Below are 22,110 nucleotides of genomic sequence, written 5' to 3' on the forward strand. Positions count from 1 at the left end.
AGAGGTAGTTTATCTTAGAGTAAAGGGCAAACCTATGAGATTTGATAAATTTACTATTAAAGCACAAGAAGCAGTACAAGAAGCCCAGGAATTAGCAGAATCCAAAAGGCAACAGCAAATATTAGCAATCCATCTCTTAGAGGTTCTTCTCACTCAGGATCAGGGAATTGTTGCCCCACTCTTGAAAAAGCTGGGAACCAATACGAATGTTATTCTCGATAAGACGATCGAGGCTGTTAACAAATTACCCCAGGTAAGCGGATCAGGAGCACCGGGGCAGGCGTATGTAAGTGCAGAATTACGGGATACCTTTAATTTGGCATGGGAAGAGGCTAGTAAACTAAAGGATGAATATTTAAGCACAGAACATTTGCTATTGTCGCTGGCGGGACAAAGAAATACTACTGCTGGTAAAATATTAAACGAAGCTGGTGTTCAAAAAGAAGCTATTTATACGGCACTGAAGGAGATCAGGGGAGGTCAAAGAATTACTGATCAAAATCCCGAAGAAAAGTACCAGGCCCTTGAGCGATATAGCAAAGATTTAGTTGAATTGGCTCGAAAAGGAAAACTGGATCCTGTTATTGGACGGGATGACGAGATAAGACGGGTAATACAGGTTTTATCGCGCAGAACAAAAAACAACCCTGTTCTGATAGGAGAGCCGGGCGTGGGAAAAACAGCTATTGCAGAAGGCCTGGCACAACGCATTGTCAATGGAGACGTGCCAGAAGGTTTGAAAAATAAACGTGTTATGTCTTTAGATATGGGAGCGCTGATTGCCGGCACAAAATACCGGGGTGAGTTTGAAGACCGCCTTAAGGCAGTAATTAAAGAGGTAACGGAAAAAGAAGGTCAAATTATCCTGTTCATCGATGAATTGCATACGGTTGTAGGCGCCGGGGCGGCTGAGGGATCTGTCGATGCATCGAATTTACTAAAACCTGCATTAGCGCGTGGTGAATTGCGTTGCATCGGAGCTACTACCCTCGATGAATATAGAAAATATATTGAAAAGGATGCCGCACTTGAAAGGCGGTTTCAGCAGGTATACATCGGTGAGCCGTCGGTAGAAGATACCATTGCGATTCTCAGAGGACTGAAAGAACGATATGAGGTGCATCACGGAGTGCGTATTAAAGATTCAGCGATTGTTGCCGCGGCTACATTATCGCATCGATATATTGCCGACCGGTTTTTGCCTGATAAGGCCATCGATTTGATTGATGAGGCGGCCTCGAAACTAAGGATTGAAATTGATAGCATGCCTATTGAATTGGATGAAATCGAACGGAAGATCATGCAATTAGAGATAGAAAAAGAAGCCCTTAAAAAGGAAACAGATCCTGCATCAAAACAACGTATGGAAAAGATCGAAAAACAGTTGTCAGATTTGAGAGAAGAATCAAACGTTCTCCGTACGCAATGGGAAAATGAAAAAAAAATTATTAAAGAAATACAAGAATTGAATGCGAGGATTGATCAGGTACGTATCGAAGAACAGTCTGCACAAAGAGAAGGGAATTTAGGTAAAGTTGCCGAGATACGCTATGGAATTATCCGGGAATGTGAACAAAAGCTGAAGCAAAAGAATCAGGAATTACAAGAATTACAAAAAAATAAACTCCTTCTCAAAGAGGAGGTCGATGCTGACGATATTGCCGTAGTTGTATCGAAATGGACAGGAATTCCCGTTACCCGAATGATGGAGGGTGAAAAGGAAAAACTTTTAAAAATGGAAGACCGTCTTATGGAAAGAGTCGTAGGTCAGGAAGAGGCAATCAGGGCAGTTTCTAACTGTATCCGGCGCGCCCGTGCAGGACTTCAGGATCCTAACCGTCCTATGGGTGTATTCCTATTCCTCGGCCCTACTGGTGTTGGAAAAACAGAACTTTGCAAGGCTCTGGCTGCTTTCCTGTTCGATAATGAAAATGCTATGGTACGCATCGACATGTCTGAGTTTATGGAATCCCATTCTGTAGCACGGCTTATCGGCGCACCCCCGGGGTATGTGGGTTATGAAGAGGGTGGACGCTTAACTGAGGCAATCCGGAGAAGACCTTATTCTGTAATTCTGTTTGACGAAATAGAAAAAGCTCATCGGGATGTATTTAATATACTCCTGCAAGTGTTTGATGATGGCCGGCTGACAGATGGACACGGCCGAACCGTAGATTTTAAAAACACTATCATTGTAATGACATCAAACATTGCCAGCCAATGGATACAAGACCTTACAGGTCCTGAAAATGAGGAGGAATTAAGAAGCCGGATTAAACAGGCTTTGAAAGAAGTCTTCAGACCTGAATTTCTCAATCGTATCGATGAAATAATCATCTTCCACGGTTTGTCAATAGATCTGATAAAGCAGATTGCCAATATACAATTGAAAGAACTCCAAAAACGCCTGAACAAGTACAATTTGCAATTAACCATAACCGATGGGGTAAAGGAGAAGTTGGTGCAGGAAGGTTATGATCCACACTTTGGCGCCAGACCACTGAAGCGTACCATTCAACAGATGATCGAGAACCCGCTTTCTATAGAAATTCTGGAAGGAAAATTAACGGAAGGCTCCGAAATCAAAGTGGATATGAATAATGGGAAAGTAATCTTTACTACAAGTGAGCCGACAGCCGTGTAAGGATTACATATTCATTCACCACGGAGAAGATACACAAAATATCGCCGTGTCACGGAGGCGAATAATTCAAATTACATAAAATTCTTAATCTTAATACTATAACATAGTTAATCTTTACAAAATGGAGTATCTATGAATAAACAGGCAGTTAAACATGTATGTTTTAGCTTTCTATTCGTTTTGACCTTATTTACTATTTCAATGAGTTCTCAAGCAGAAAATACCGTTACGAGGATAAACTTTACAGAACTGAAGAGCATTCTTGAAAAGAACAAAGGTAAAGTGATACTTGTTGATTTATGGGCAACCTGGTGTCCGCCCTGCAGGAAAGAGATACCGGGATTTATTAACCTTTACAATAAATACAAGGATAAAGGCGTAGAGATTATCGGTATTGCCTTTGATGAAAATGGATCAGAGGTAGTTCCACCGTTTATAAAAAAGGCTGGCATCAATTATCCTGTTTATCTCCACGGAGATAATGTTGCCGAGGCATATGATCTGCGAGCTTACCCCTCTACGATTATCTACGGTAAAAATGGTAAAGAGGTGAACAGGCATATCGGTTACGTATCGGAGAAAGAATTTGAAGATGAGATTAATGAATTATTAAAAAATTGAGAAATCTGATAGGAATAATTTTCTCCGTGTCATGTTTTTGAGGTAATCAGTTTTTGATGTAGCAGCGACACACCCCATATGCCTCAAGCTAAGAATAGTGTTCCATGAAAAAAGAGATTATCCCCCTGGAGAAAGAAAAATGTGTATCCATATTCCCCTCTAATTCCCCCTAACCCCCCTTTAAAAAAGGGGGGAAAGAAGGTCTGTTTTCCTGCTATCTTCACGTATTTTCTGCCATTCCCATTCTCCATTTGTCATTCCCGATAAAGACATTCGGGAATGACAGGAAGAACTACTGGAGATTATACAAATCCAACACCGGTGTGTTTTTTCATAACCAGAGCGAACACAAGATTCTCTCCTACTCCGGTTTTGCGCCGTATTTTGGACTGGATCAACGGGAGAAGTCGGTATAAGCGTTACCTTAAGCAGCATTCGGGATGGCACGTACAAACCATGTCCCTGTATGTCTTGATTGTACGTGTTCAACCTGAGAGATGTGGTTATAGAGTAGGGTGGATTAAGGCGTTGGTTTTTACGCCGAATCCACGAATACTATTCCCAGAAAAGGCGGATTCGCTATCGCTTAATCCGCCCTACCGCAAACTATACAATCAAGGTAAGATGTATTTTACTTCTTAAGGTAACGCTTATGGGGAAGTTGGCTTAGAGATGTTTTGTATGCAACGGGTATTTCTTCTGAAAAAGATTCAGAAATTATTTCGCCTTTGATGGTACAACCTATCAACTGTTAAAAAATAGTTCTTCAGCTTAGCTGAAAAGAGAACCTCTTGAATGTCAGTTCAATAGCTCAGTTATTTTCAATTAAACCAGAATATTTAATTCTTATACATTATTATGCTATTGTCTGGCAAGGCTCTTAAGGATATCTATGCCACGCTCGATAGTCTCATCGCTGGCAGCATAAGAAATTCGGAAGTGTGTATGACGCTCGGAAAAGACACTGCCTGGGATAATAAGGAGGTTCTTTTGAATTGCAGCAGTTACAAATTCTTCATCAGTACCCCAAGGCACCTGAGGGAAAAAATAAAAAGCCCCCCCTGGTTTTACCATTTGGTATGTATCTTTTAACCCATCATACATCAAATCCCTTTTCCTCTCATAGCTGGCAATGTATTTGCTTAAATCGGTCTCTAAGGATTTGGAGATGGCATACTGAGCAAAAGAAGGCGCGCAAACAAAAGTATATTGCTGTAGCTTGATCATCTCGTTAACAATGCTGGCTGGTCCTGCAGCAAAGCCCATTCTCCACCCTGTCATAGCAAAGGATTTGGAAAATCCATCGAGAATCAGGGTATTTTTATAGTACCGACCAATACTATCGAATTCATGATTGTAATCGTAATCATGATATATCTCATCTGAAATAATAAAGACATTGTGCTTTTTTGCAAGTTCTGCAATTTCTTTTATTTCCTGAGTAGTATACATTACTCCTGTCGGATTCGCGGGACTGTTTAAAATAAGTATCTTTGTTCTTTTTGTAATGCAAGGCTGAATACGCTCAACCGTTAGTTTAAAATCAGGGTACGTATCGACAAATACCGGCTTCCCGCCACAAAAATGAGTCAAATGTTTGTAACTAACGAATGAAGGGTCAGGAATGATAACCTCATCCTCAGGATTAATCAACACCATAAAGGCTAACGTTAATGCCCCTGAAACCCCTGAAGTGATCATGATACTCTCTGCATCTACCTTACGTCTCTTTTGCAACTGTTTAAGCAGTGCATTACGAAGTTCGGGTATACCCTGGGTAACGGTATATTTATTAGCGCCATTCCCGATAGCCTTAATGGCTTCCGTTTTAATCTCCTCAGGAACATCAAAATCCGGTTGGCCAATGCTCAGGTTCACCGGATTTTGCATTTTTTGTGCCAGATCAAAGACCTTTCTGATTCCGGAGGAGTCTAGTTTCGACATCCTGTGGGCAATCATTATTTCTTGGCCTTCTCCTTACCAGCCGTTGCGCTTACTTCTCCGCCTGCTGCAGCAGCAGTTGCCTCTGGCTTAGCTTTTTTCTCTGCTTTTCCCCTCTGTTTTAATTTAAGGACCTTTACCTTGGGAATACCAAAAACCGATATGGTTGGTTCCCATTTTTTTTCCTCCCTAAGCAGTTTAATCCGCTCTATTCTTGTAAGCACATTCCTCGGCCTTACCAATTTACCCTTCGTTTTTAAACTCTTATCAATACTCATATTTCCTCCTGAATTCTACTTCATACGTACGGGATAACATCCCTCAAATTGTTTTTTATTCTCATACTGTAATTCTGCTAACACCTTTTGTGTGCTTATTAAATCGGCGCTATCATTCGTCTCGAATTCACCTACACAAACAAAAATTGATTTACCAGCATTTACGACAAAAGCATCATAGCCCAGCGTATCCTTAACTAAACTGGCTACCTCTTTTGCTTTTTCAATGTTATCACTCGTATTTTTATACGTAACAAGGCGTATTGTCCACTTATCTTTTATGATCGCCCCGGATTGTTCTGGTTGTTTTTCTGCTTTCTGCTGTATTGCTTTGCTTGCAATCTTTTGAGGAACTTCCATAAGTTTGGGCTGTTCAGCTTGTTTTTCTGCTTTTTGAGAAACAGCTTTGTTAGCAGCCTTTTGGGCGCCATCTCCAAACCTGGATTGCCCAAAATGAGTACTTTTTACCTCTTCAGATTCTATCGTTTCAGCCCATTCTTCTACCCTGCTTGTTAATCCTTTATTATATCCAACTTTATGTCCAACAAAAAAACATGCAATAGATAAAAAAGTTGCCGCAATAGCACCTATAATTAATGTTTCTTGACGTAATACTACTTCATCTTTGCGCGGAATAAGCTCATCTTTAGGCACACCGGAGATAGCACGCGGCGCTATGGGCGTTTCCAATTTTTTCCTGAAAACGGTGTCTTCTTTACGGGTATTTTTAATCCATTCTAAGGGATCGGCAGAAACCATTGGTTTACTTACCGCCTTTTCTTCTGGTATAGGGGATTTTTCCTGATTTACATCTTTCGATTCTGTAACAGGCTTAACCTCTTTATCCTGTTCCTTTTGCACATTTTGGGGCGCCTTAAATAATTCAAAAAATTCCCTTGAATCATTTCCTTTAGTCATAAATTTACTCCATTCCTAAGGATGTTTTATTAAATTCAATTCATAAGAATTTATTAATAAGGACACAAATCACAATGTGCCCAACATCCGTTTCAGAGTCTATAATAAACACATTATAAAGTCAAGTGATTTATATCGTTAAATACGAAATACATTAATGATTGTACAAATTATGATATGAATTATACAAAGTATGATATAATAAGACCTTTTCTAAAGCTTGCATTTACGTGTATAAAAAATTCTTTATATCTCAATTTCAATCTATAGATATGACATTATCGATTAAAGAAAAGATTGAACAGCTTCGTAATGCCATACAATACCATGACAGAAAATATTATGTTGAAAACAATCCCGAGATTAGCGACTATGAATATGATCAGCTTATAAAGGAACTGAAACATATCGAGGAATTACACCCCAATCTCATTACCCCCGACTCTCCCACTCAACGGGTGGGAGGAGAACCGCTCACTCATTTTTCTACCATAGAGCATAAAATTCCTATGTTAAGTATTGATAATACTTATTCAAAAGAGGAATTAAAAGAGTTTGACAGGCGCATAAAACGCATACTGGGAATTGATAACGATCACGATATTGAATATGTAGTTGAGTTAAAGATTGATGGAGTAGCTGTTTCTCTTTTTTATGAACAGGGTTTGTTTGTGCGAGGAGCTACCAGGGGAGATGGTTTTCGGGGAGATGATGTAACTGCAAACCTTAAAACCGTTCGCCAGGTACCTTTGCGATTTGAATTTTCGGATAAAAAACAGAAAATTCCATCAGTAATTGAAATCAGGGGAGAAGTTTATCTGCCAAATAAGGAGTTTCAAAAACTTAATGAGGAGAAAGAAGAAAAAGGTGAACCTCAATTTGCGAATCCCAGGAATGCTGCTGCTGGCTCGCTTAAACTTCTTGACCCGCGCATTACAGCGCGGAGAAATTTACGCATCTTTGCCTATACCATAGCATACCGCGAAGGTTTAGAACTCAAGACGCATGCTGAATGTTTGGAACTTATCCAGAAATTCGGCTTTCCGGTAAATCCTTATAATCAATTACGTAAAAATATAGAAGAAGTTATTCAATATTGTAATGAATGGGATAAACGCCGCAGAGAACTGGATTATATGGTCGATGGAATGGTTATAAAAGTCAATTCTCTCGACCTTTACAATCGATTAGGATATACCAGTAAGTCACCTCGATGGGTAATCTCCTATAAATTTCAGCCTGAACAGGCTATTACAAAAATTGAAGAGATTGTCGTGCAGGTAGGAAAAAGCGGCACCATTACCCCAGTCGCCAATCTTGCTCCTGTACAGCTCGCAGGAACTATTGTTTGCCGCGCTACACTCCATAATTTCGACGAAATTCAAAGAAAGGACATACGGGTAGGAGACCATATTGTACTACAAAAAGCCGGTGAGATTATCCCCCAGGTTGTACATGCTTTAAAAGAAAAGCGTAATGGAACTGAAGAAATTTTTCAAGAACCGGCAAATTGCCCTTCTTGCAATAGCGTGGTAAAAAGAGAAGGGGTATACCTGCGCTGTTATAATTCCTTATGTCCTGCACAGACGAAAAGACTTATCAAATACTTCGCAAATCGAAATGCTATGGATATAGAAGGGTTAGGACCTGCACTTATTGAACAATTGGTTGACAAAAATTTACTAAAAGATTATGCTGATATTTACTATCTCCAATATGATGATCTGGTAAATCTGGAGCGCATGGGTAAGAAATCTGCATTAAACTTAATCCATGCCATAGAAGAAAGCAAACATCGCGATTTAAATCGTTTGATCTCTGCTTTGGGGATAAATAATGTAGGTTCTCATACCGCAGAAGTTTTGGCTGAACATTTTGATTCCCTCGGTGCGTTAGCAAAAGCAAATCAGGATGAATTAGAAGCGATTTATGAAATTGGTCCCACTATTGCCAGGAGCATTGCTGAGTTTTTTCACAATAAGCGTATACGGGAAATTATTGAAAAGCTTAAAGCACAAGGGGTTAATACCCAAAAATTAGTAACTCAAAAAACCGGAAAAAATCCAAAAGTTTCCGGAAAATCTTTTGTTATTACCGGCATATTAAAAAAATACTCCCGCAATGAAGCCGAGACGCTTATTAAGAACTTAGGTGGACGTGTTACATCGAGCGTGAGCAAAAAGACAAGCTATCTTATAACAGGCGAAGACCCGGGAACTAAATTACATAAGGCGAAGGAATTGAATGTCCAGATCCTTGATGAAGAAGCATTTGAAAAAATGATAAGCCCATAGAAAAATTTGATAATACCAGATAAATTCAAAGGAATAACCTAAATGGAAAAACTGATAAAAAATGCCTTAAAATTAGCAAAAGCAGATTATGCAGAAATAAGAATCCAGGAAGGCGTCAATACGAGCGTTGCATATGTAGGAAAAGAGCTTGAAAATATCGGCGAGAATACTATTTTTGGCGGATGTGTGAGGGCATTGTTCAAAGGCGGTTGGGGATTTGTTGCCTTTAACGACATTGAGAACCTTCCGAGATATGTAGAAATGGCTTGCGAACAGGCACGATTCGTTGGTACACAGGAAAGCCAACTCGCTCCGATACCGGTTATACATGATCATGTAAAAGCAAAGGTAGGAATAGATCCTGCAGACATCTCGTTAACTGATAAACAAGCCATTTGTAACAAGTACAACAGCAAGATCCTGTCCTCGAGACAAATACAGACATCCAACGTACGGTATTTAGATTCACATGGAACGGTACATTTTGCCAATACGGATGGCAGCTTTATCGTACAAGAAACTATTTTTTGTGGAATTTCTCTCCTTGCCATGGCAAGGGATGGTATGAATGTACAACAAGCTTATTATTCTGTAGGCGATCTGCAGGGTTTTAGCAATGTTCAAAATTTAGAGCAAAACGTAGAAGAAGTAACCAAACGCGCAGTTGACCTCCTTACTGCAAAACCGGTAACGGGCGGTAAATATACCGTTATTATTGATCCTAAACTTTGCGGGGTCTTTATTCATGAGGCCTTTGGACATCTCAGTGAGGCTGATTTTATTTATGAAAATGCCAAGATGCGGGAAATTATGGTTCTTGGAAAACGATTTGGAATTGATGCCCTTTCCATCATAGATGACGGCTCTATGGCTGGCGAAGCGGGATATAATAAATATGACCATGAGGGTACACCTACGCAAAAAACCTATCTTATTAAACATGGTATTTTGACCAATCGGCTTCATTCAAGAGAAACAGCAGCTAAAATGCATGAGCAACCCACAGGTAATGCCCGTGCTGTAAACTATGCCTATGGACCTATTGTACGTATGACCAATACCTATATGGAACCCCGTGATTACACTTTTGAGAAGATGCTCTCTGAGGTCGATAACGGCATTTACGCTATCGGCGCCCTCGGTGGACAAACAAATATGGAAATGTTTACTTTTAGCGCCGAGGAAGCTTACCTGATAAAGAACGGAAAAATACAGGAAAAAATACGCGACGTAGTCCTTACAGGAAATGTGTTTGAGACACTTATGAATATTGATGCCATTGGGAATGACCTTCACATACATGGAGGGCTGGGAGGATGTGGTAAAAGCGGACAGTCGCCTCTCCGGGTCGGAGATGGCGGCCCGCATGTTCGTATACAAAACGTTGTCATTGGCGGAAGATAAAGGAAATGGACATACTGGATCTTTTGCTATTCGCAAAAAAAGAGAATGCCTCCGATATCCATATAAGCTCCGGAGAACCGCTCATGATTCGTATCCATGGGGATATAAGGAAGATCGACGTCCCTCCGCTCAGCAAAGAAGACGTACACAAGATACTCTATGATATCCTTAATGATCAACAGCGTAAGATGTATGAAGAACACTATGAGCTGGATTTTGCTATTGCATTTGGCGATACCGGAAGGTTTCGGGTAAATGCTTTTTTACAAAACAGAGGAGAGTCCATAGTATTCAGGTCGATACCTACCGTTATCCCTACTCTGGAACAGCTTGGTATGCCAAAAATAGTAAGCGATCTGACAAAAAAAGAAAAGGGGCTTATCCTTGTAACAGGGCCTACGGGCTGCGGCAAATCGACCACATTAGCAGCAATGATTGACCTTATCAATCGTGAGGAGAAATGTCACATCCTTACTATTGAGGACCCTATCGAATTCATTCATCAGTCCAAAAACAGCCTTATTAACCAAAGGGAATTAGGACCGCACACCCATAGTTTTGCCAATGCCTTAAGGTCAGCTTTACGTGAAGATCCGGATGTTATCCTGGTAGGTGAAATGAGGGATTTGGAGACTATTTCTTTAGCGCTTACTGCTGCTGAGACTGGCCACCTGGTTTTTGGCACATTACATACATCCAGCGCGCCCAAAACCGTCGATCGGGTGATAGATGTGTTTCCACCGGAACAGCAGGAACAGGTGCGCACCATGTTCTCTGAATCTATTCAGGCTGTACTTACCCAACAACTCCTTAAAAGAAAAGATGGAAAAGGACGTGTTGCAGCATTAGAAATTATGATTGGCACATCAGCAGTACGGAATTTAATCAGAGAAAACAAGATAGCTCAAATCCCATCATCCATACAGACAGGCCGTCAATACGGTATGCAAACCATGGATCAGGCTATGATCGAACTCTATCAGAAGGATTCGGTTACGAAAGAGGCCATTGAAAAACTGGTAAGTAACCCAAGCGTACTGAGCGGTATCAGATAAAACTATCGCATGAGAATTCTGAGCTGTTACATGAGGAGATAAATGGAAATCAAGGAACTACTACAGGAAATGGTTCGCCTGGATGCTTCGGATATTTACCTTACTGTTGACCTTCCGCCTATGTACCGTAAAGAGGGTATTAACTCCCCGTTTGGAACAAAAAACTTGACTGCTGAAGATACCAGAACTTTAGCAGAGGATATGTTAAGCGAAAAACAAAGAAAAGATTTTTATCAAACAATGGAAATGAACCTGGCTTTGTATTATCCGGAGCTTGGCCGATTTCGGGTAAATATATTTTTTCAACAGAGAAACATTGGCCTTGTTATCCGGCAGATAAAAATCAATATTCAAACTATTGACGACCTGCACCTTCCCCACATTTTTAAAGATATTGCTATGACGAAAAGAGGATTAATTCTTGTAGTCGGCGCAACAGGCTCAGGAAAATCTACTACTCTGGCTGCCATGGTTGATTACAGAAATACTCATAATTCGGGACATATAATCACGATAGAAGACCCTTTAGAATTTGTGCACCGGCATAAGAAATCTGTTATTACACAAAGGGAGGTTGGTATCGACACTTTATCGTTTCATGATGCGCTTAAAAACACCTTACGTCAGGCCCCGGACGTTATCCTCGTTGGCGAGATCCGCGACACGGAAACTATGGAATCAGCCATTACCTTTGCGGAAACAGGCCATCTCTGCCTGGGAACACTCCATGCTAACAATGCCAATCAGGCTATTGAACGGGTTATAAACTTTTTCCCTTCAGAACGTCATGAGCAAATTTATTTGCTCCTTTCACTGAATTTGCGCTCTATTATTTCACAAAGATTAGTGCCATCAAATGACGGGAAGCGAGTTGCAGCCTTCGAGGTACTGCTCGATACATCCAGGATTAAAGACCTTATCCTTAAGAAGCAAATTGAATTAATAAAAGAAGCAATGTCAAAAGGAACACAGGAAGGCATGGTAACCTTTGATCAGTCCCTGTTCAATCTCTATAAAAACGGCAGAATCAGCTACGAAAATGCTATTGCTTATGCCGATAGTTCCAATGATTTGCGGTTACAGATAAAAGCGGAAAGATCTGATGAAACAAAAGAGGATAAAACAGCGCGTTTTAAATTAAAATTATAAATTAACGAATGCCGATTTCCATAAAGAGAGGTTACATTCATGAATAAAATTGAGGAAAAAATATTAGAATTGGCTTTAAAACATACCCCTTCCGTAGAAGTACTTTATGAAGAGGGTGAAACACGGTCGGTAAGTTTCGAAAATAACAAACTAAAATCAGTAAATACAAAATCCATTCGTGGAATTGGACTTCGTGTCATTAAAGACGGGAGAATCGGATTTTCCAGCACTACCGATTTCAGAAAACCTGAGAAACTGGTCGCCAATGCAATAGAAAGCGCAAAGTTTGGACAAACCGCTGCCTTCGATTTCCCTTCTGAAAATACCTTCCTCACAGTTGCTATTTTTGATCAGCGTGTTATAGATTACCCTATCCATACATGCGTAGATATGGGAAAAGAGGCTATCGAAAAATCATTATCGGTAAATCCCGGTTATGATTGCAGTGTTGGTATAGGGAAAGGACATGGAATGCGGAGACTCGTAAACTCTAAAGGGCTGAATCTTTCCCTGTCCTCGACATTCTTCAGCATGGGTATCGAAATATTACAAGTGAAAGGGCAAAGCCTGCTTTGGATTGGTGAAGGTGAAAGCTCAAAAGGTCTTGTAACCGATCTGAATAAACATGTTGATAAGGCGTTAAAAGGCTTAAAACTTGCAGAAAAGGAGCTGAAGCTAAGAACCGGGGCTTATCCTGTAGTGGTTACGGCAAAGGCCATGGGGAACCTGCTTTCAACCTTTGAAACCGGTTGTAATGGGAAACTGGTACAGAAAGGTGCATCGCCGCTTACCAATAAACTGGGTGAAAAAATCATCGATGAAAGGATCAATATCTATGATGATGCCACAATCGATATGGCAGATTCGAGCTATCCGTGGGATGCAGAGGGCACACCGGCTCAGCGCACGGTACTGTTTGAAAAGGGTATCTTGAAAAATCACCTCTTCGATTTGCAAACTGCCGGAATCATGAAAACAAGATCTACAGGAAATGGCAATCGTGGTTTTTCTTCCCAACCATCCCCTGGTAATTCAAATGTAACTGTTGACCCGGGAAACATGCCATTTGAGACCATGATCAAAGATATCAAATACGGCGTGCTGGTGGATCAGGTATTGGGTGGCGGTCAGAGTAACATTCTTGCGGGTGAATTTTCTGTAAACATCGATCTTGGTTATGTAATTGAGAACGGCGAAATTGTAGGCAGGGTAAAGGATTGTATGTTTGCAGGAAATGCCTTCGAAGTATTTAACAATATTGTAGCAATAGGTAATACAGCAGAATGGCATGGTTCAACCAAAGTGCCCCCCTTTTACTTCAAGGCAATAAATATCTCAGGCAATGCTGATTAAACTCCAAAACAGGTAAAAAACTCTTGATTATTCTACACATAAGTTGCGTATAAATATGCCAGAATTACCAGGAGAATATGGTTCATATAGGATTCAAAATCTCTGAAATGATACGAGCCAAAATGGAGATACTGTTTAAGTTCCCGAACAGATTTGGGAGTATGGTGAAAAAGAATTTGTGAGAGCAAGGAGATTGAGAATGGTTTTCCCATGATGGCTTCTCCTTATGAAAACTTTAGAATACTTCCATAAGAATGCCATACTTTGGAACTATTCTCAACCCCTATTTTTCAGGCTTTTTCAGCTATACTCTTTATGTTTGACTCACTAAATGAATTATTTCTTAAAAAAAGCAAAAAAGAGGATAGCGAAAAGCGCCCCGATCTGTCCAATTCAGACTGGTAGGGCAAGCATTACCTTGTGCAATTCCATTTCTCAATTGCTTTTCGGGGAAGACTTGTATACTATGTGTTTTATAAAATATTTTTCAATAAAGAGAGGATGCCGTGTCAGAAAATAATGAACAATCAATTAACATTCCAATTGACTGGAATTATTCAGAAGGTATTGCAACTAGATACGCTACCAATATGGTCGTCCAACATACTGAACATGAATTCATATTATCCTTCTTTGAGGTTAGACCACCTATATTTTTAGGTCCTGACGAAGAACAGAAAGAAAAGGCAGCTCAACTCAAATCTATTAAAGCTGAATGTGTTGCTCGTGTTATTGTAGCCTCTGAAAGAATGTCAGATTTTGTGAAAGTCTTACAGGATAATTTAAGTAAATATAAGACAAAATCAAGCCAACAGGAGTGATTGGATGGCCAATACATTAGCTATCAGACCAGCAAACATAACTTCGTTATCTCTTAAAATCTTTCCGGCGAGTACTACAAGGATAAATACTAAAGCAGATACCAATTCATCACCTGCTACACTACCAGAAAGGAAGATTTTTTTGTTTGGGAAAATTATTGATGATTTATATAGTACTCAATTTTTACCAATAACTATTGAGAAATCTGACGATCTTTATATAGCTAGTGACGATATATTTGGTGTATATGGCGATGGAGATACAGAAGGTGAGGCTTTAGAGGATTATAGAATATCATTACTTGATTATTACCAACTCGTTGAAATCCAAGCATATAAGGACGATCAAAATCAAGCTTTATTCCATCATCTCAAATTATACATCTCTCATAGCACCAAATAGCTCATTGTATCATGCCGATCAAACCTAAAGAGTTAGAGCGTTTGCTTCAACATAAATTCGGTTTTACACCAGCAAAGAGCCACAGTTCTGACCATCGGTGGTATGAGTTAAAACTGGACGGACTTCCCACGATTCTTACGAAAGTATCCCATTCTAGAGATCCGATAAACAAATGCATAGAAGGTAAAACTGCAAAGCAGTTACGGGTAAAAAAACAGTACTACGAAGGAATGATGTCATGCAGCAACAGCCGTGACAATTATTATCAACAAGTCAGAAAAGACCCATTTCCGCCCTTCAATATACTTTTTTAAAACATATTGATTTTTATATAATTTTGTAGTAATTTATATACGTTTAACAATAGAATATGGGAAAAGAAAGCATGAGAAGCATATGTGTACCTAAGCTGTGCCCTAAAATCAATAATTTTTATATATTTTAATATAGTTAAATATAGGTGTGTATAAGCATAAAACAAATCACAAACTAAGCATTAATAAAGGATTAAGCAAGAAATAAGCGATATGCCAGAGTGGTGGAATTGGCAGACACGCCAGACTCAAAATCTGGTTCCCGCAAGGGAGTAAGGGTTCAACTCCCTTCTCTGGCATTTATGTGCAACATAATGACTTACAACTAATTCATACCCCAGATATCAGTAGTGAATTTTGAATACTTCCCAATTGCCAATAGCGGTGCTGCGGGCGCTGGCTGTGTCACCGCTGCCACCTTCGGCAATCCACATAGTACGGTAAAATCTCAAGTGTTTCGATGGCGATATTAGACATATTGTGTATAGTCCCGCCAACGATACTCCTATTGTCATCGAGCAGCCTCAATCTGAATGTTTCCCACGTTCCGAGGCTCGGTCGATCGACATTGAGCTATTGAAGTAGGGGTTGAAGATCTTCAACCCCTACAATGTGAGATTTCTATACACTAGGCACAAATAATCTGAAGTTCATTATTCCACTCAATTACCTTCCTACAGCCCTTCCACTACCACAATAGCATGCTGGATGCATGGATACACTGACCCCTGTGCAGCGCAATCCTTAATCCAATCGTTCTTGTCCGGACTACCACTATCCGCACAACCGTCTGTCTTTCCAAGAACATCGTTCCTGAGCTGTCCCAGGGCATCCTCATAGTTACCTGCCTCTATGTTTGCAATCACCGCATTGAGCTTATTGATCAGGGTGTTCTGCATATTGGCATTTTTGAATACATTGGAATTCAATGATGCAATCACTTGCTCACAATCCTGAATAGCCTGTATTGCTGCTGTCTGTTCATCAATTACCTGCACCTGAACCGTGCTTGGATCACTATCAACAATACCATCGTTTACCACAAGCTGAACAACATAGGTACCTGCCTTATCAGGAACAAAGGTCGTTGTTATTGCCGTTGGACCGGCTATCTCGGCATTACTTCCATCAGGAACTGATGAAAATGACCATTGGTAGGTCAGATTATCTCCATTCCCATCCGTGCTTCCACTCCCGTTTATCGTTACCGTATCACCAACAACAGCAGACTGACTCGTTCCGGCATTCGCTACCGGTTTTATGTTGGTAAAGCTTATAACTACAGCATCCTGAGCACTCAGTAATGAAGTGTCTTTTACTACCAACTGCACTACATATTCGCCGTGTACATCGGCAGTAAATGTCGGTGTAGCAGTATCGGCATCTGCAAGGGATGCAGTGCTTCCATCGGGTATTGAAGTAAATGCCCACTGATAGGTAATAGGATCACCATCCGGATCATAACTCTGGGTACCATCGAGCTGCACGGTAGTCCCTATGGTGGTTATCGCCTGATCCATGCCGGCATCGGCTACCGGGGCAACATTAATATTGCTGATCGTTACCGTATCCGGGTCACTATTGAGTGCTCCATCATTTACGATAAGTTTCACCACATAGGTGCCGGCTTTATCAACGGTAAAGGTTGGGCTGGCCGATGTGGGATTGTTGAGTGTTGCTGAACTGTTCTGTGGTTTTGACTGGAATGCCCAGTTATATGTCACCTGATCCCCATCCGGGTCTGAACTACCACTTCCATCCAGGGTAACGAGGCTTCCCACGTATACAGATTGGTCATCCCCTGCATTGGCAACGGGTTTCACATTAATGGTACTGATCAATACGGTATCAGCTACACTGTCTACCGTACCATCATTCACTACCAGTTTTACTTTATATGTCCCGGCCTTATCTACAGTAAATGTTGGATTCACCAGAGTCGGGTCGCTCAGGGTTGCAGAGCTTCCTCCGGGTTTGGAGATAAATGTCCAGTTGTACGTTAACAAATCACCATTTGGGTCTGAACTTCCACTCCCGTTCAGCATAACCGTATTCCCAACATGTACCGATTGATCGGTTCCGGCATTCGCAACGGGCGGTAGGTTCGATGGAGGGGTTTGATACAAAACGTCAAATCCTGCATAGCTGTTTCCCATAAACCGGACGGCACAGATATCGGTGTAGCCATCGCCGTTGATGTCACCGAATCTCGTTGAATTCAAGAACCCACCAATACCATGGTCGAGAATCAAGGTTTTTTGCTGATACATCCCTGTTCCATCGCCGAGAAACACAACCATGCCGTTGAAGTCCGCGCCACCATCGACATGTACGTCCAAAAAGCCGTCGTTATTCACGTCCGAAATGCCGATGCTAGGCTGATCGATAAAATCGGTAGTGGGAAGTTGCGCTATCTGCTGCTCTGTCCACACCAGCTGTCCACCAGAACTGCTTCCCATATAGATCGATACTCTCCCGTTAGCGAAGAATACAGCCTGATCAATATAGCCATTTCCGTCTATGTCAGCGGCTGAATTACTAAGAAAGGCTTGGGCCCGATTTTGATCATAGCTCAAGGGTGCGGTTGGACCAACAGAGTTCCATGTCACCTGACCCCCAGCGTCGAGGTTCAGATGCGCACGAAGAAAATAACCAGTCCCGATGCCGTCAGGCCACTGCGGAACGACACCAATAAGGTCGAGTCTGCCGTCAGAATTCAAATCGATGGCATTCATACCCCATCCATTACCGAGCTGTCTTTCAAGAGGCGGTGAAGACCCGAGGGTGAATCCGCCAACACCATTGCCGTAAAAAATCCGAATATAGGCATGATCTAACCCCTGGCAAATGTCCACATGACCATCACCATTAAAATCTGCCGCCAGCACTTGCCATGTGTAGCCATCTGCAATTTGCGTCACATTCCATGCACTACCACTAAAGCGCGCCATGTAGAGGCCTTCAAATCGTATTCCGACGATGATCTCCTTTTGTCCATCATGGTCAACATCAACGGCAACAATATCGTGTATGTGATAGGGGAAACTAATGGATGCCGTTTGATTAAGCGTCTGAGTACTTACGTTATATTTCCAGATCTCGGCGGAACTCGTGTTTCGGTTGCCAATGATAATTTCCAAACCACCATCGTTGTCAATATCCTCCATCGCTATACCCGTGTACCATGTGCCTTGTTTGTATATTTGCAAATCATAGCTTGGGAGGGCGGCAGTGGCAAGGTTCACAATAAATAACAAAGAAGCGAGAACAACAGCAAACGGCATGGTCAGAACAGATGGTAGTATCTTCGGTAACATGTAAGCTCCTTTTGAAAGGTTATAAAGATAATTAACAGTTGTTACTTAAAGTATCACGAAGCTATAAAGATGATTAACAAGGTGTTGTATAGGGGGAGAATAACAAAAAATATACCACCAGGTAAGACCTTCTTGTTTTTGATTTATTTTGAATAGCGTGGAAAAATGAGAAAGAAATGGATAACCTGTTGAATTACAAGGAATTGATTTTTCTATTCTGGATCGTAAAACTATTTAAGCGTTAAAACAGGTTTTATTGATAGTTACAGATTAATGTGTGACTTGTCACAAAGATGTAACAACAATAAATGAGACATGTCACATGTGATGAATAGTTGTGTGGCTATTTGGGTATTAGAGCCTATCCGAAAACCAGGGCAGCACGAGAAGAGATAAAGGCACAAGCCGGTTCAAGGAAAACCAGGTAATTTTCAGCTTTTTTTTCCATCGAATCAACAGGCGGAGAAATCGATTCGTCCAGGAATGGGTTCTCTCTACCACCCATCGTCTTGCCCGGTATTGGGTATTCCTCCCTTGTAAGTGCATTTATTCACCCCGAGTATAGAAATTTTTATTCTACTTAAGCCTATTCCTGGGTGGCACTGACAAACCATGTCCCTGTATGTCTTCAACAGGGATCGTTTGTCAGTGTGGTATATTCCCTATCCACGTTGGCATTTGAAGCAAGCATGGATAAACTCCGTTTGTCCGTGCCACCCTGAAATCCGCTTACATACAATGAGAATTCCTCTACAATCAAGCTAAGCCCTGGTAGCTTACCGGTTTATTTGCTTGTTGGCTTGTTCCTAAACTCTGTTTGGGAACAAGCGTATACGAGAAACTTTGTTTCTCGAATCAAGAAGTATCTGATAATATTTGTCATTGCGAGGGATTTTCTCCCGAAGCAATCTCTTGAATATTTCAGAAGAGATTGCTTTGGAAAAGGCCCTCACAATGACGTTGGTATAAGAACTTATTTACCTCGTTCCCTGGTCTTATTGAGAAGAACTGGTACGTCACATCCCTTCAGAAGACCCACAGAACTCACTATAAGGGGGTGATATAAATATATAGTTAAATTGTGATAACCGGGTAAAGTTTAACGGAGGAAGGGGGGATTTTGGGTGGGTAAAACGATGTATTTTCAAATGAGAGTTGAAAATAAAATATTTTAAAAAAATTTTATTTTTTTTATTTTCCACCCTCTGCAGGTATGGTTAGGGACCATACCCACTGGTATGAATATACTTTTTCTCACCAGGCATTTCAATAAAAATCTTTCGGGTTTTTCCTTGATATACTATTTTGATTCAGATATATTTCACCCAAATTCCTTTTTAACCCATAATGGAGGGTAATTTATGAAGTTGTCAGACGAAATTATCGATAAGAAGATTGCGGAAACCGCATGCCAGGCATTGGAGCTTATAAGAAATGCCGCCAGGGAAATAAACAAAGAGTCTCCAGGCTTTTATACGGAATTCATTTTACATGTTACTTGCAAGCTTTATAATCCTGATTTAAACTTAAGGTCTAATTAGGTGTAGATTCGATTATCGCATTGTATGATTCTTCAACCTGTTTTGCCATAAGTTTTAAATAGTTTCCTATTGTTTTAATCTGATTTTCTGGTAGATCATTCTTAAGTATAAGTTTATAAGTTACCAGCAAGTCTTTTGCTACGGTAAGTATCAATTCTTTTTTATCCATTTCTCATTCCCTCCCTTCAAATATTTAATTGTGGAATTTACAATCGAATTTGATTATCCGGCATGGTTCGCTTTTTTTATTTCATTGGGAATATTAACGTTACGGGTTTTATAAAATGCCTTGACATTTTCGATGATGGCCTTTTTATTGTCCTCGTTTTCTCCTCGTAAGATGGCTACCAGCATATCGATAAGCTCCTGTTCTTCTCCGGTGTGAATAGGCTCTTTAGCGCCTTTTATTAACTCTACGATGTTTATGCCGTGTTTGTTGTAAAACGTTACCACTTCAAGGAATGCAAGGGTATTTTCCGGGACCGGGATACCCCACTCCAGGAGTTTATCTCTCAACTTTTTCTCTAACCCTTCGAGCTCTGCCTTTTCAGCCGCAATTTTGGCCTTCTCCTGGGCAAACAACCTTTCCAGGGATGCAAAACCTCGGCCAAGTATCTCATCTTTTGTGGTGTTACATTCCTCCGCAATCCGCTCAAGTACTGGGTCGGGCGGTAACCTCTCACCAGATTCGTAATATTGATAAGTTCTAAGGGAAATCCCAATTTTCTTAGCAAATTCTCCCTGAGTTAAATTTTTTCTTAATTTTTCAAGTCTTTTCCCTACATCAAGATAGGGATATTTTTTGTCCATAACGCACGCTTATATGCATATTTTTATTTGACTACGCACATATGAGTGCGTATAATTCTTCACATGATAACCACAAAACAAAAAATAAGAATAGAGTTCATTAAGAGAAACATATCCGGGGCCGAGATAGGCCGCCGGATGGGTGTTAGCCGTGTGGCTGTATACCAGGTCATTACGGGTAAAACAAAATCGAAGCGACTCCGTAAAGCTATTGCCGATGCGATCGGCATGAGGGTAGAGGACCTCTGGCCGGAGAACGTATATAAGGCCGCAAAGTAAAAGGAAAGGAGGGGAATACAAACGTGGTTCAAGCCGTTCAAGCAGTTCCGGCCGTACAAGAAGTAAGGATTTTTCCGATTGTAACGCATTTTTTGGGTAAACCGGTTCGGTTTTTTCCTATGACGTTTGAGATAGAGATGAGGTGTCATGATGACACCTCATCTCAGGATAAAAATCCAGAGATGGGGTATCATAATGATACCCCATCCGAGATGGATATTAGGGGCCATAATGACTCCCAATCTCGGGGTAATAATCAAGAGACTGGATCGTGTAATACGACCCCATCCCCTCAGGAGATTGGGTATCATAATGATACCCAATCTTGGAGTAGAAAAGTAGTAATGGAGACACAAGCTATACCACTTCCTGACTATTGTACGGCAATAGGGGTAGCAGAAAATAATATTCGCCGTATGATAAATCTTTCCAAGGATACATTCAAATCCTTTTACCGCGTTGAACCCATCCCCGATGCACTGGGCCGTATCCAGGAAACGATCATCATGGCCCAGGAGATGGTAGACGGCCTTACCTTCAAGCTGCATACTTCCAGGATTAAGGACCCGCAGACGCGGGAGCGTGTAATTGAGTTCCAAAAGTGGGTGATGATCATGCTTGGCATGATCCGCCGCGGGCAGCTCCGGCCGGTCCACGTGCCGAAGGATGCCGGTATCCCCCATCAGGTGTATGACTTTCTTGCCCTGAAAGAATACAAGGGGCGTGGAAAGTTTCAACAACAGGCTTGCCGGGAGCTTGGATGGAGCAAAGGCAAGTTTTACCGCATGGTGGAGGTGGCAGAGAAGTCCAGTTGTATACCACCCGAAGCCACGAAGTTGACCGGCCAGCCGCGCAGGCCACGTTCTGATAAGGGGAAGACGAAGTATCCGGGGGAGGAAGAAAAGGTGATTGCCTTTTGCCTGGCTCACCGGGAAGAGGTTAAAAAGCATGGGAACCGGTTTAAGAAA

The 22,110-nt window shown here is 41.1% G+C and carries 21 protein-coding genes, 1 tRNA gene and 1 pseudogene; 15 read left to right on the top strand and 8 right to left on the bottom strand.

What is annotated here, in order from left to right:
* Nucleotides 1-34: 34 nt before the first annotated feature.
* Entirely contained in the window at nucleotides 35-2,644 is a 2,610-nt protein-coding gene (gene clpB / locus FBQ94_RS03080; RefSeq protein ID WP_007221819.1) for an ATP-dependent chaperone ClpB, read from the top strand.
* Between the two features lie 132 nt (nucleotides 2,645-2,776).
* Entirely contained in the window at nucleotides 2,777-3,265 is a 489-nt protein-coding gene (locus FBQ94_RS03085; RefSeq protein WP_007221818.1) for a TlpA family protein disulfide reductase, read from the top strand.
* Between the two features lie 861 nt (nucleotides 3,266-4,126).
* On the opposite strand, the gene FBQ94_RS03090 is transcribed toward FBQ94_RS03085, so the two are convergent.
* From FBQ94_RS03090 to FBQ94_RS03100, 3 genes are read right to left on the bottom strand one after another with little or no spacing between them, the layout of a single operon-like run.
* Complete coding sequence (locus tag FBQ94_RS03090; RefSeq protein WP_007221816.1) at nucleotides 4,127-5,224, bottom strand: pyridoxal phosphate-dependent aminotransferase; 1,098 nt, start codon at nucleotides 5,222-5,224, stop codon at nucleotides 4,127-4,129.
* Entirely contained in the window at nucleotides 5,224-5,484 is a 261-nt protein-coding gene (locus FBQ94_RS03095) for a small basic protein (protein WP_007221815.1), read from the bottom strand. The genes FBQ94_RS03090 and FBQ94_RS03095 overlap by 1 nt, the downstream gene beginning before the upstream one ends.
* A gap of 15 nt (nucleotides 5,485-5,499) precedes the next feature.
* The gene (locus FBQ94_RS03100) at nucleotides 5,500-6,402 is read right to left on the bottom strand and encodes a hypothetical protein (protein WP_007221814.1); all 903 of its coding nucleotides are present in this window, start codon (nucleotides 6,400-6,402) and stop codon (nucleotides 5,500-5,502) included.
* 230 nt (nucleotides 6,403-6,632) lie between these two features.
* Between FBQ94_RS03100 and ligA the strand changes: the two genes are divergently transcribed.
* The 5 genes from ligA to FBQ94_RS03125 are packed head-to-tail and all read left to right on the top strand — an operon-like array spanning nucleotide 6,633 to nucleotide 13,657.
* Complete coding sequence (gene ligA / locus FBQ94_RS03105; protein WP_285441979.1) at nucleotides 6,633-8,696, top strand: NAD-dependent DNA ligase LigA; 2,064 nt, start codon at nucleotides 6,633-6,635, stop codon at nucleotides 8,694-8,696.
* Between the two features lie 42 nt (nucleotides 8,697-8,738).
* Nucleotides 8,739-10,100, top strand: coding sequence for a TldD/PmbA family protein (locus FBQ94_RS03110; protein WP_007221812.1), 1,362 nt, complete (start codon nucleotides 8,739-8,741; stop codon nucleotides 10,098-10,100).
* Between the two features lie 5 nt (nucleotides 10,101-10,105).
* Nucleotides 10,106-11,155, top strand: coding sequence for a type IV pilus twitching motility protein PilT (locus tag FBQ94_RS03115; RefSeq protein WP_007221811.1), 1,050 nt, complete (start codon nucleotides 10,106-10,108; stop codon nucleotides 11,153-11,155).
* A 42-nt stretch (nucleotides 11,156-11,197) separates the two neighbouring features.
* Nucleotides 11,198-12,304, top strand: coding sequence for a PilT/PilU family type 4a pilus ATPase (locus FBQ94_RS03120; protein WP_007221810.1), 1,107 nt, complete (start codon nucleotides 11,198-11,200; stop codon nucleotides 12,302-12,304).
* A 39-nt stretch (nucleotides 12,305-12,343) separates the two neighbouring features.
* Nucleotides 12,344-13,657, top strand: a complete 1,314-nt coding sequence (locus FBQ94_RS03125; RefSeq protein ID WP_007221809.1) for a TldD/PmbA family protein — start codon at nucleotides 12,344-12,346, stop codon at nucleotides 13,655-13,657.
* A gap of 32 nt (nucleotides 13,658-13,689) precedes the next feature.
* On the opposite strand, the gene FBQ94_RS03130 is transcribed toward FBQ94_RS03125, so the two are convergent.
* Nucleotides 13,690-13,869 (bottom strand): hypothetical protein, encoded by a 180-nt coding sequence (locus tag FBQ94_RS03130; protein ID WP_007221808.1) that lies wholly within the window; start codon nucleotides 13,867-13,869, stop codon nucleotides 13,690-13,692.
* Between the two features lie 294 nt (nucleotides 13,870-14,163).
* On the opposite strand from FBQ94_RS03130, the gene FBQ94_RS03135 reads away from it, so the two are divergent.
* The 5 genes from FBQ94_RS03135 (at nucleotide 14,164) to FBQ94_RS03155 (ending at nucleotide 15,668) form a co-directional block, all read left to right on the top strand.
* Complete coding sequence (locus FBQ94_RS03135) at nucleotides 14,164-14,478, top strand: DUF3467 domain-containing protein (protein ID WP_040543700.1); 315 nt, start codon at nucleotides 14,164-14,166, stop codon at nucleotides 14,476-14,478.
* 4 nt (nucleotides 14,479-14,482) lie between these two features.
* On the top strand, nucleotides 14,483-14,881 hold the full coding sequence (locus tag FBQ94_RS03140) for a hypothetical protein (protein ID WP_040543699.1): 399 nt from the start codon (nucleotides 14,483-14,485) through the stop codon (nucleotides 14,879-14,881).
* 41 nt (nucleotides 14,882-14,922) lie between these two features.
* Entirely contained in the window at nucleotides 14,923-15,195 is a 273-nt protein-coding gene (locus tag FBQ94_RS03145) for a hypothetical protein (RefSeq protein WP_007221805.1), read from the top strand.
* Nucleotides 15,196-15,410: 215 nt separating this feature from the next.
* Nucleotides 15,411-15,494 (top strand) — tRNA-Leu (locus FBQ94_RS03150).
* A 51-nt stretch (nucleotides 15,495-15,545) separates the two neighbouring features.
* Nucleotides 15,546-15,668, top strand: coding sequence for a hypothetical protein (locus tag FBQ94_RS03155; protein WP_285441980.1), 123 nt, complete (start codon nucleotides 15,546-15,548; stop codon nucleotides 15,666-15,668).
* A 201-nt stretch (nucleotides 15,669-15,869) separates the two neighbouring features.
* On the opposite strand, the gene FBQ94_RS03160 is transcribed toward FBQ94_RS03155, so the two are convergent.
* Both FBQ94_RS03160 and FBQ94_RS03165 read right to left on the bottom strand, forming a co-directional pair.
* Nucleotides 15,870-18,512 (bottom strand): FG-GAP repeat domain-containing protein, encoded by a 2,643-nt coding sequence (locus FBQ94_RS03160; RefSeq protein WP_007221804.1) that lies wholly within the window; start codon nucleotides 18,510-18,512, stop codon nucleotides 15,870-15,872.
* Nucleotides 18,513-18,873: 361 nt separating this feature from the next.
* Nucleotides 18,874-19,031, bottom strand: a pseudogene (locus tag FBQ94_RS03165) (IS5/IS1182 family transposase); the annotation flags it as partial.
* A gap of 842 nt (nucleotides 19,032-19,873) precedes the next feature.
* Here FBQ94_RS03165 and FBQ94_RS03170 point away from each other — a divergent pair.
* Entirely contained in the window at nucleotides 19,874-20,053 is a 180-nt protein-coding gene (locus tag FBQ94_RS03170; protein WP_007221802.1) for a hypothetical protein, read from the top strand.
* On the opposite strand, the gene FBQ94_RS03175 is transcribed toward FBQ94_RS03170, so the two are convergent.
* Nucleotides 20,046-20,222, bottom strand: coding sequence for a hypothetical protein (locus tag FBQ94_RS03175; protein ID WP_007221801.1), 177 nt, complete (start codon nucleotides 20,220-20,222; stop codon nucleotides 20,046-20,048). The two genes, FBQ94_RS03170 and FBQ94_RS03175, sit on opposite strands and share 8 nt — an antisense overlap.
* Nucleotides 20,223-20,275: 53 nt before the next feature.
* Nucleotides 20,276-20,863 (bottom strand): helix-turn-helix domain-containing protein, encoded by a 588-nt coding sequence (locus FBQ94_RS03180; protein ID WP_007221800.1) that lies wholly within the window; start codon nucleotides 20,861-20,863, stop codon nucleotides 20,276-20,278.
* Nucleotides 20,864-20,908: 45 nt separating this feature from the next.
* On the opposite strand from FBQ94_RS03180, the gene FBQ94_RS03185 reads away from it, so the two are divergent.
* Both FBQ94_RS03185 and FBQ94_RS03190 read left to right on the top strand, forming a co-directional pair.
* Nucleotides 20,909-21,142, top strand: coding sequence for a helix-turn-helix domain-containing protein (locus tag FBQ94_RS03185; RefSeq protein WP_285441981.1), 234 nt, complete (start codon nucleotides 20,909-20,911; stop codon nucleotides 21,140-21,142).
* Between the two features lie 23 nt (nucleotides 21,143-21,165).
* Nucleotides 21,166-22,110 (top strand): hypothetical protein (locus FBQ94_RS03190; RefSeq protein ID WP_285441982.1); only part of this gene is annotated, 945 nt, incomplete at its 3' end.

The sequence above is a fragment of the Candidatus Jettenia sp. AMX1 genome (assembly GCF_030263775.1).
GTDB classification, from domain to species: domain Bacteria; phylum Planctomycetota; class Brocadiia; order Brocadiales; family Brocadiaceae; genus Jettenia; species Jettenia caeni.

Coding starts and splice junctions, on each gene's coding strand:
- clpB (WP_007221819.1), top strand. CDS start 35: ATGAGATTTGATAAATTTACTATTAAAGCACAAGAAGCAGTACAAGAA.
- FBQ94_RS03085 (WP_007221818.1), top strand. CDS start 2,777: ATGAATAAACAGGCAGTTAAACATGTATGTTTTAGCTTTCTATTCGTT.
- FBQ94_RS03090 (WP_007221816.1), bottom strand. CDS start 5,224: ATGATTGCCCACAGGATGTCGAAACTAGACTCCTCCGGAATCAGAAAG.
- FBQ94_RS03095 (WP_007221815.1), bottom strand. CDS start 5,484: ATGAGTATTGATAAGAGTTTAAAAACGAAGGGTAAATTGGTAAGGCCG.
- FBQ94_RS03100 (WP_007221814.1), bottom strand. CDS start 6,402: ATGACTAAAGGAAATGATTCAAGGGAATTTTTTGAATTATTTAAGGCG.
- FBQ94_RS03110 (WP_007221812.1), top strand. CDS start 8,739: ATGGAAAAACTGATAAAAAATGCCTTAAAATTAGCAAAAGCAGATTAT.
- FBQ94_RS03115 (WP_007221811.1), top strand. CDS start 10,106: ATGGACATACTGGATCTTTTGCTATTCGCAAAAAAAGAGAATGCCTCC.
- FBQ94_RS03120 (WP_007221810.1), top strand. CDS start 11,198: ATGGAAATCAAGGAACTACTACAGGAAATGGTTCGCCTGGATGCTTCG.
- FBQ94_RS03125 (WP_007221809.1), top strand. CDS start 12,344: ATGAATAAAATTGAGGAAAAAATATTAGAATTGGCTTTAAAACATACC.
- FBQ94_RS03130 (WP_007221808.1), bottom strand. CDS start 13,869: ATGGGAAAACCATTCTCAATCTCCTTGCTCTCACAAATTCTTTTTCAC.
- FBQ94_RS03140 (WP_040543699.1), top strand. CDS start 14,483: ATGGCCAATACATTAGCTATCAGACCAGCAAACATAACTTCGTTATCT.
- FBQ94_RS03160 (WP_007221804.1), bottom strand. CDS start 18,512: ATGTTACCGAAGATACTACCATCTGTTCTGACCATGCCGTTTGCTGTT.
- FBQ94_RS03170 (WP_007221802.1), top strand. CDS start 19,874: ATGAAGTTGTCAGACGAAATTATCGATAAGAAGATTGCGGAAACCGCA.
- FBQ94_RS03175 (WP_007221801.1), bottom strand. CDS start 20,222: ATGGATAAAAAAGAATTGATACTTACCGTAGCAAAAGACTTGCTGGTA.
- FBQ94_RS03180 (WP_007221800.1), bottom strand. CDS start 20,863: ATGGACAAAAAATATCCCTATCTTGATGTAGGGAAAAGACTTGAAAAA.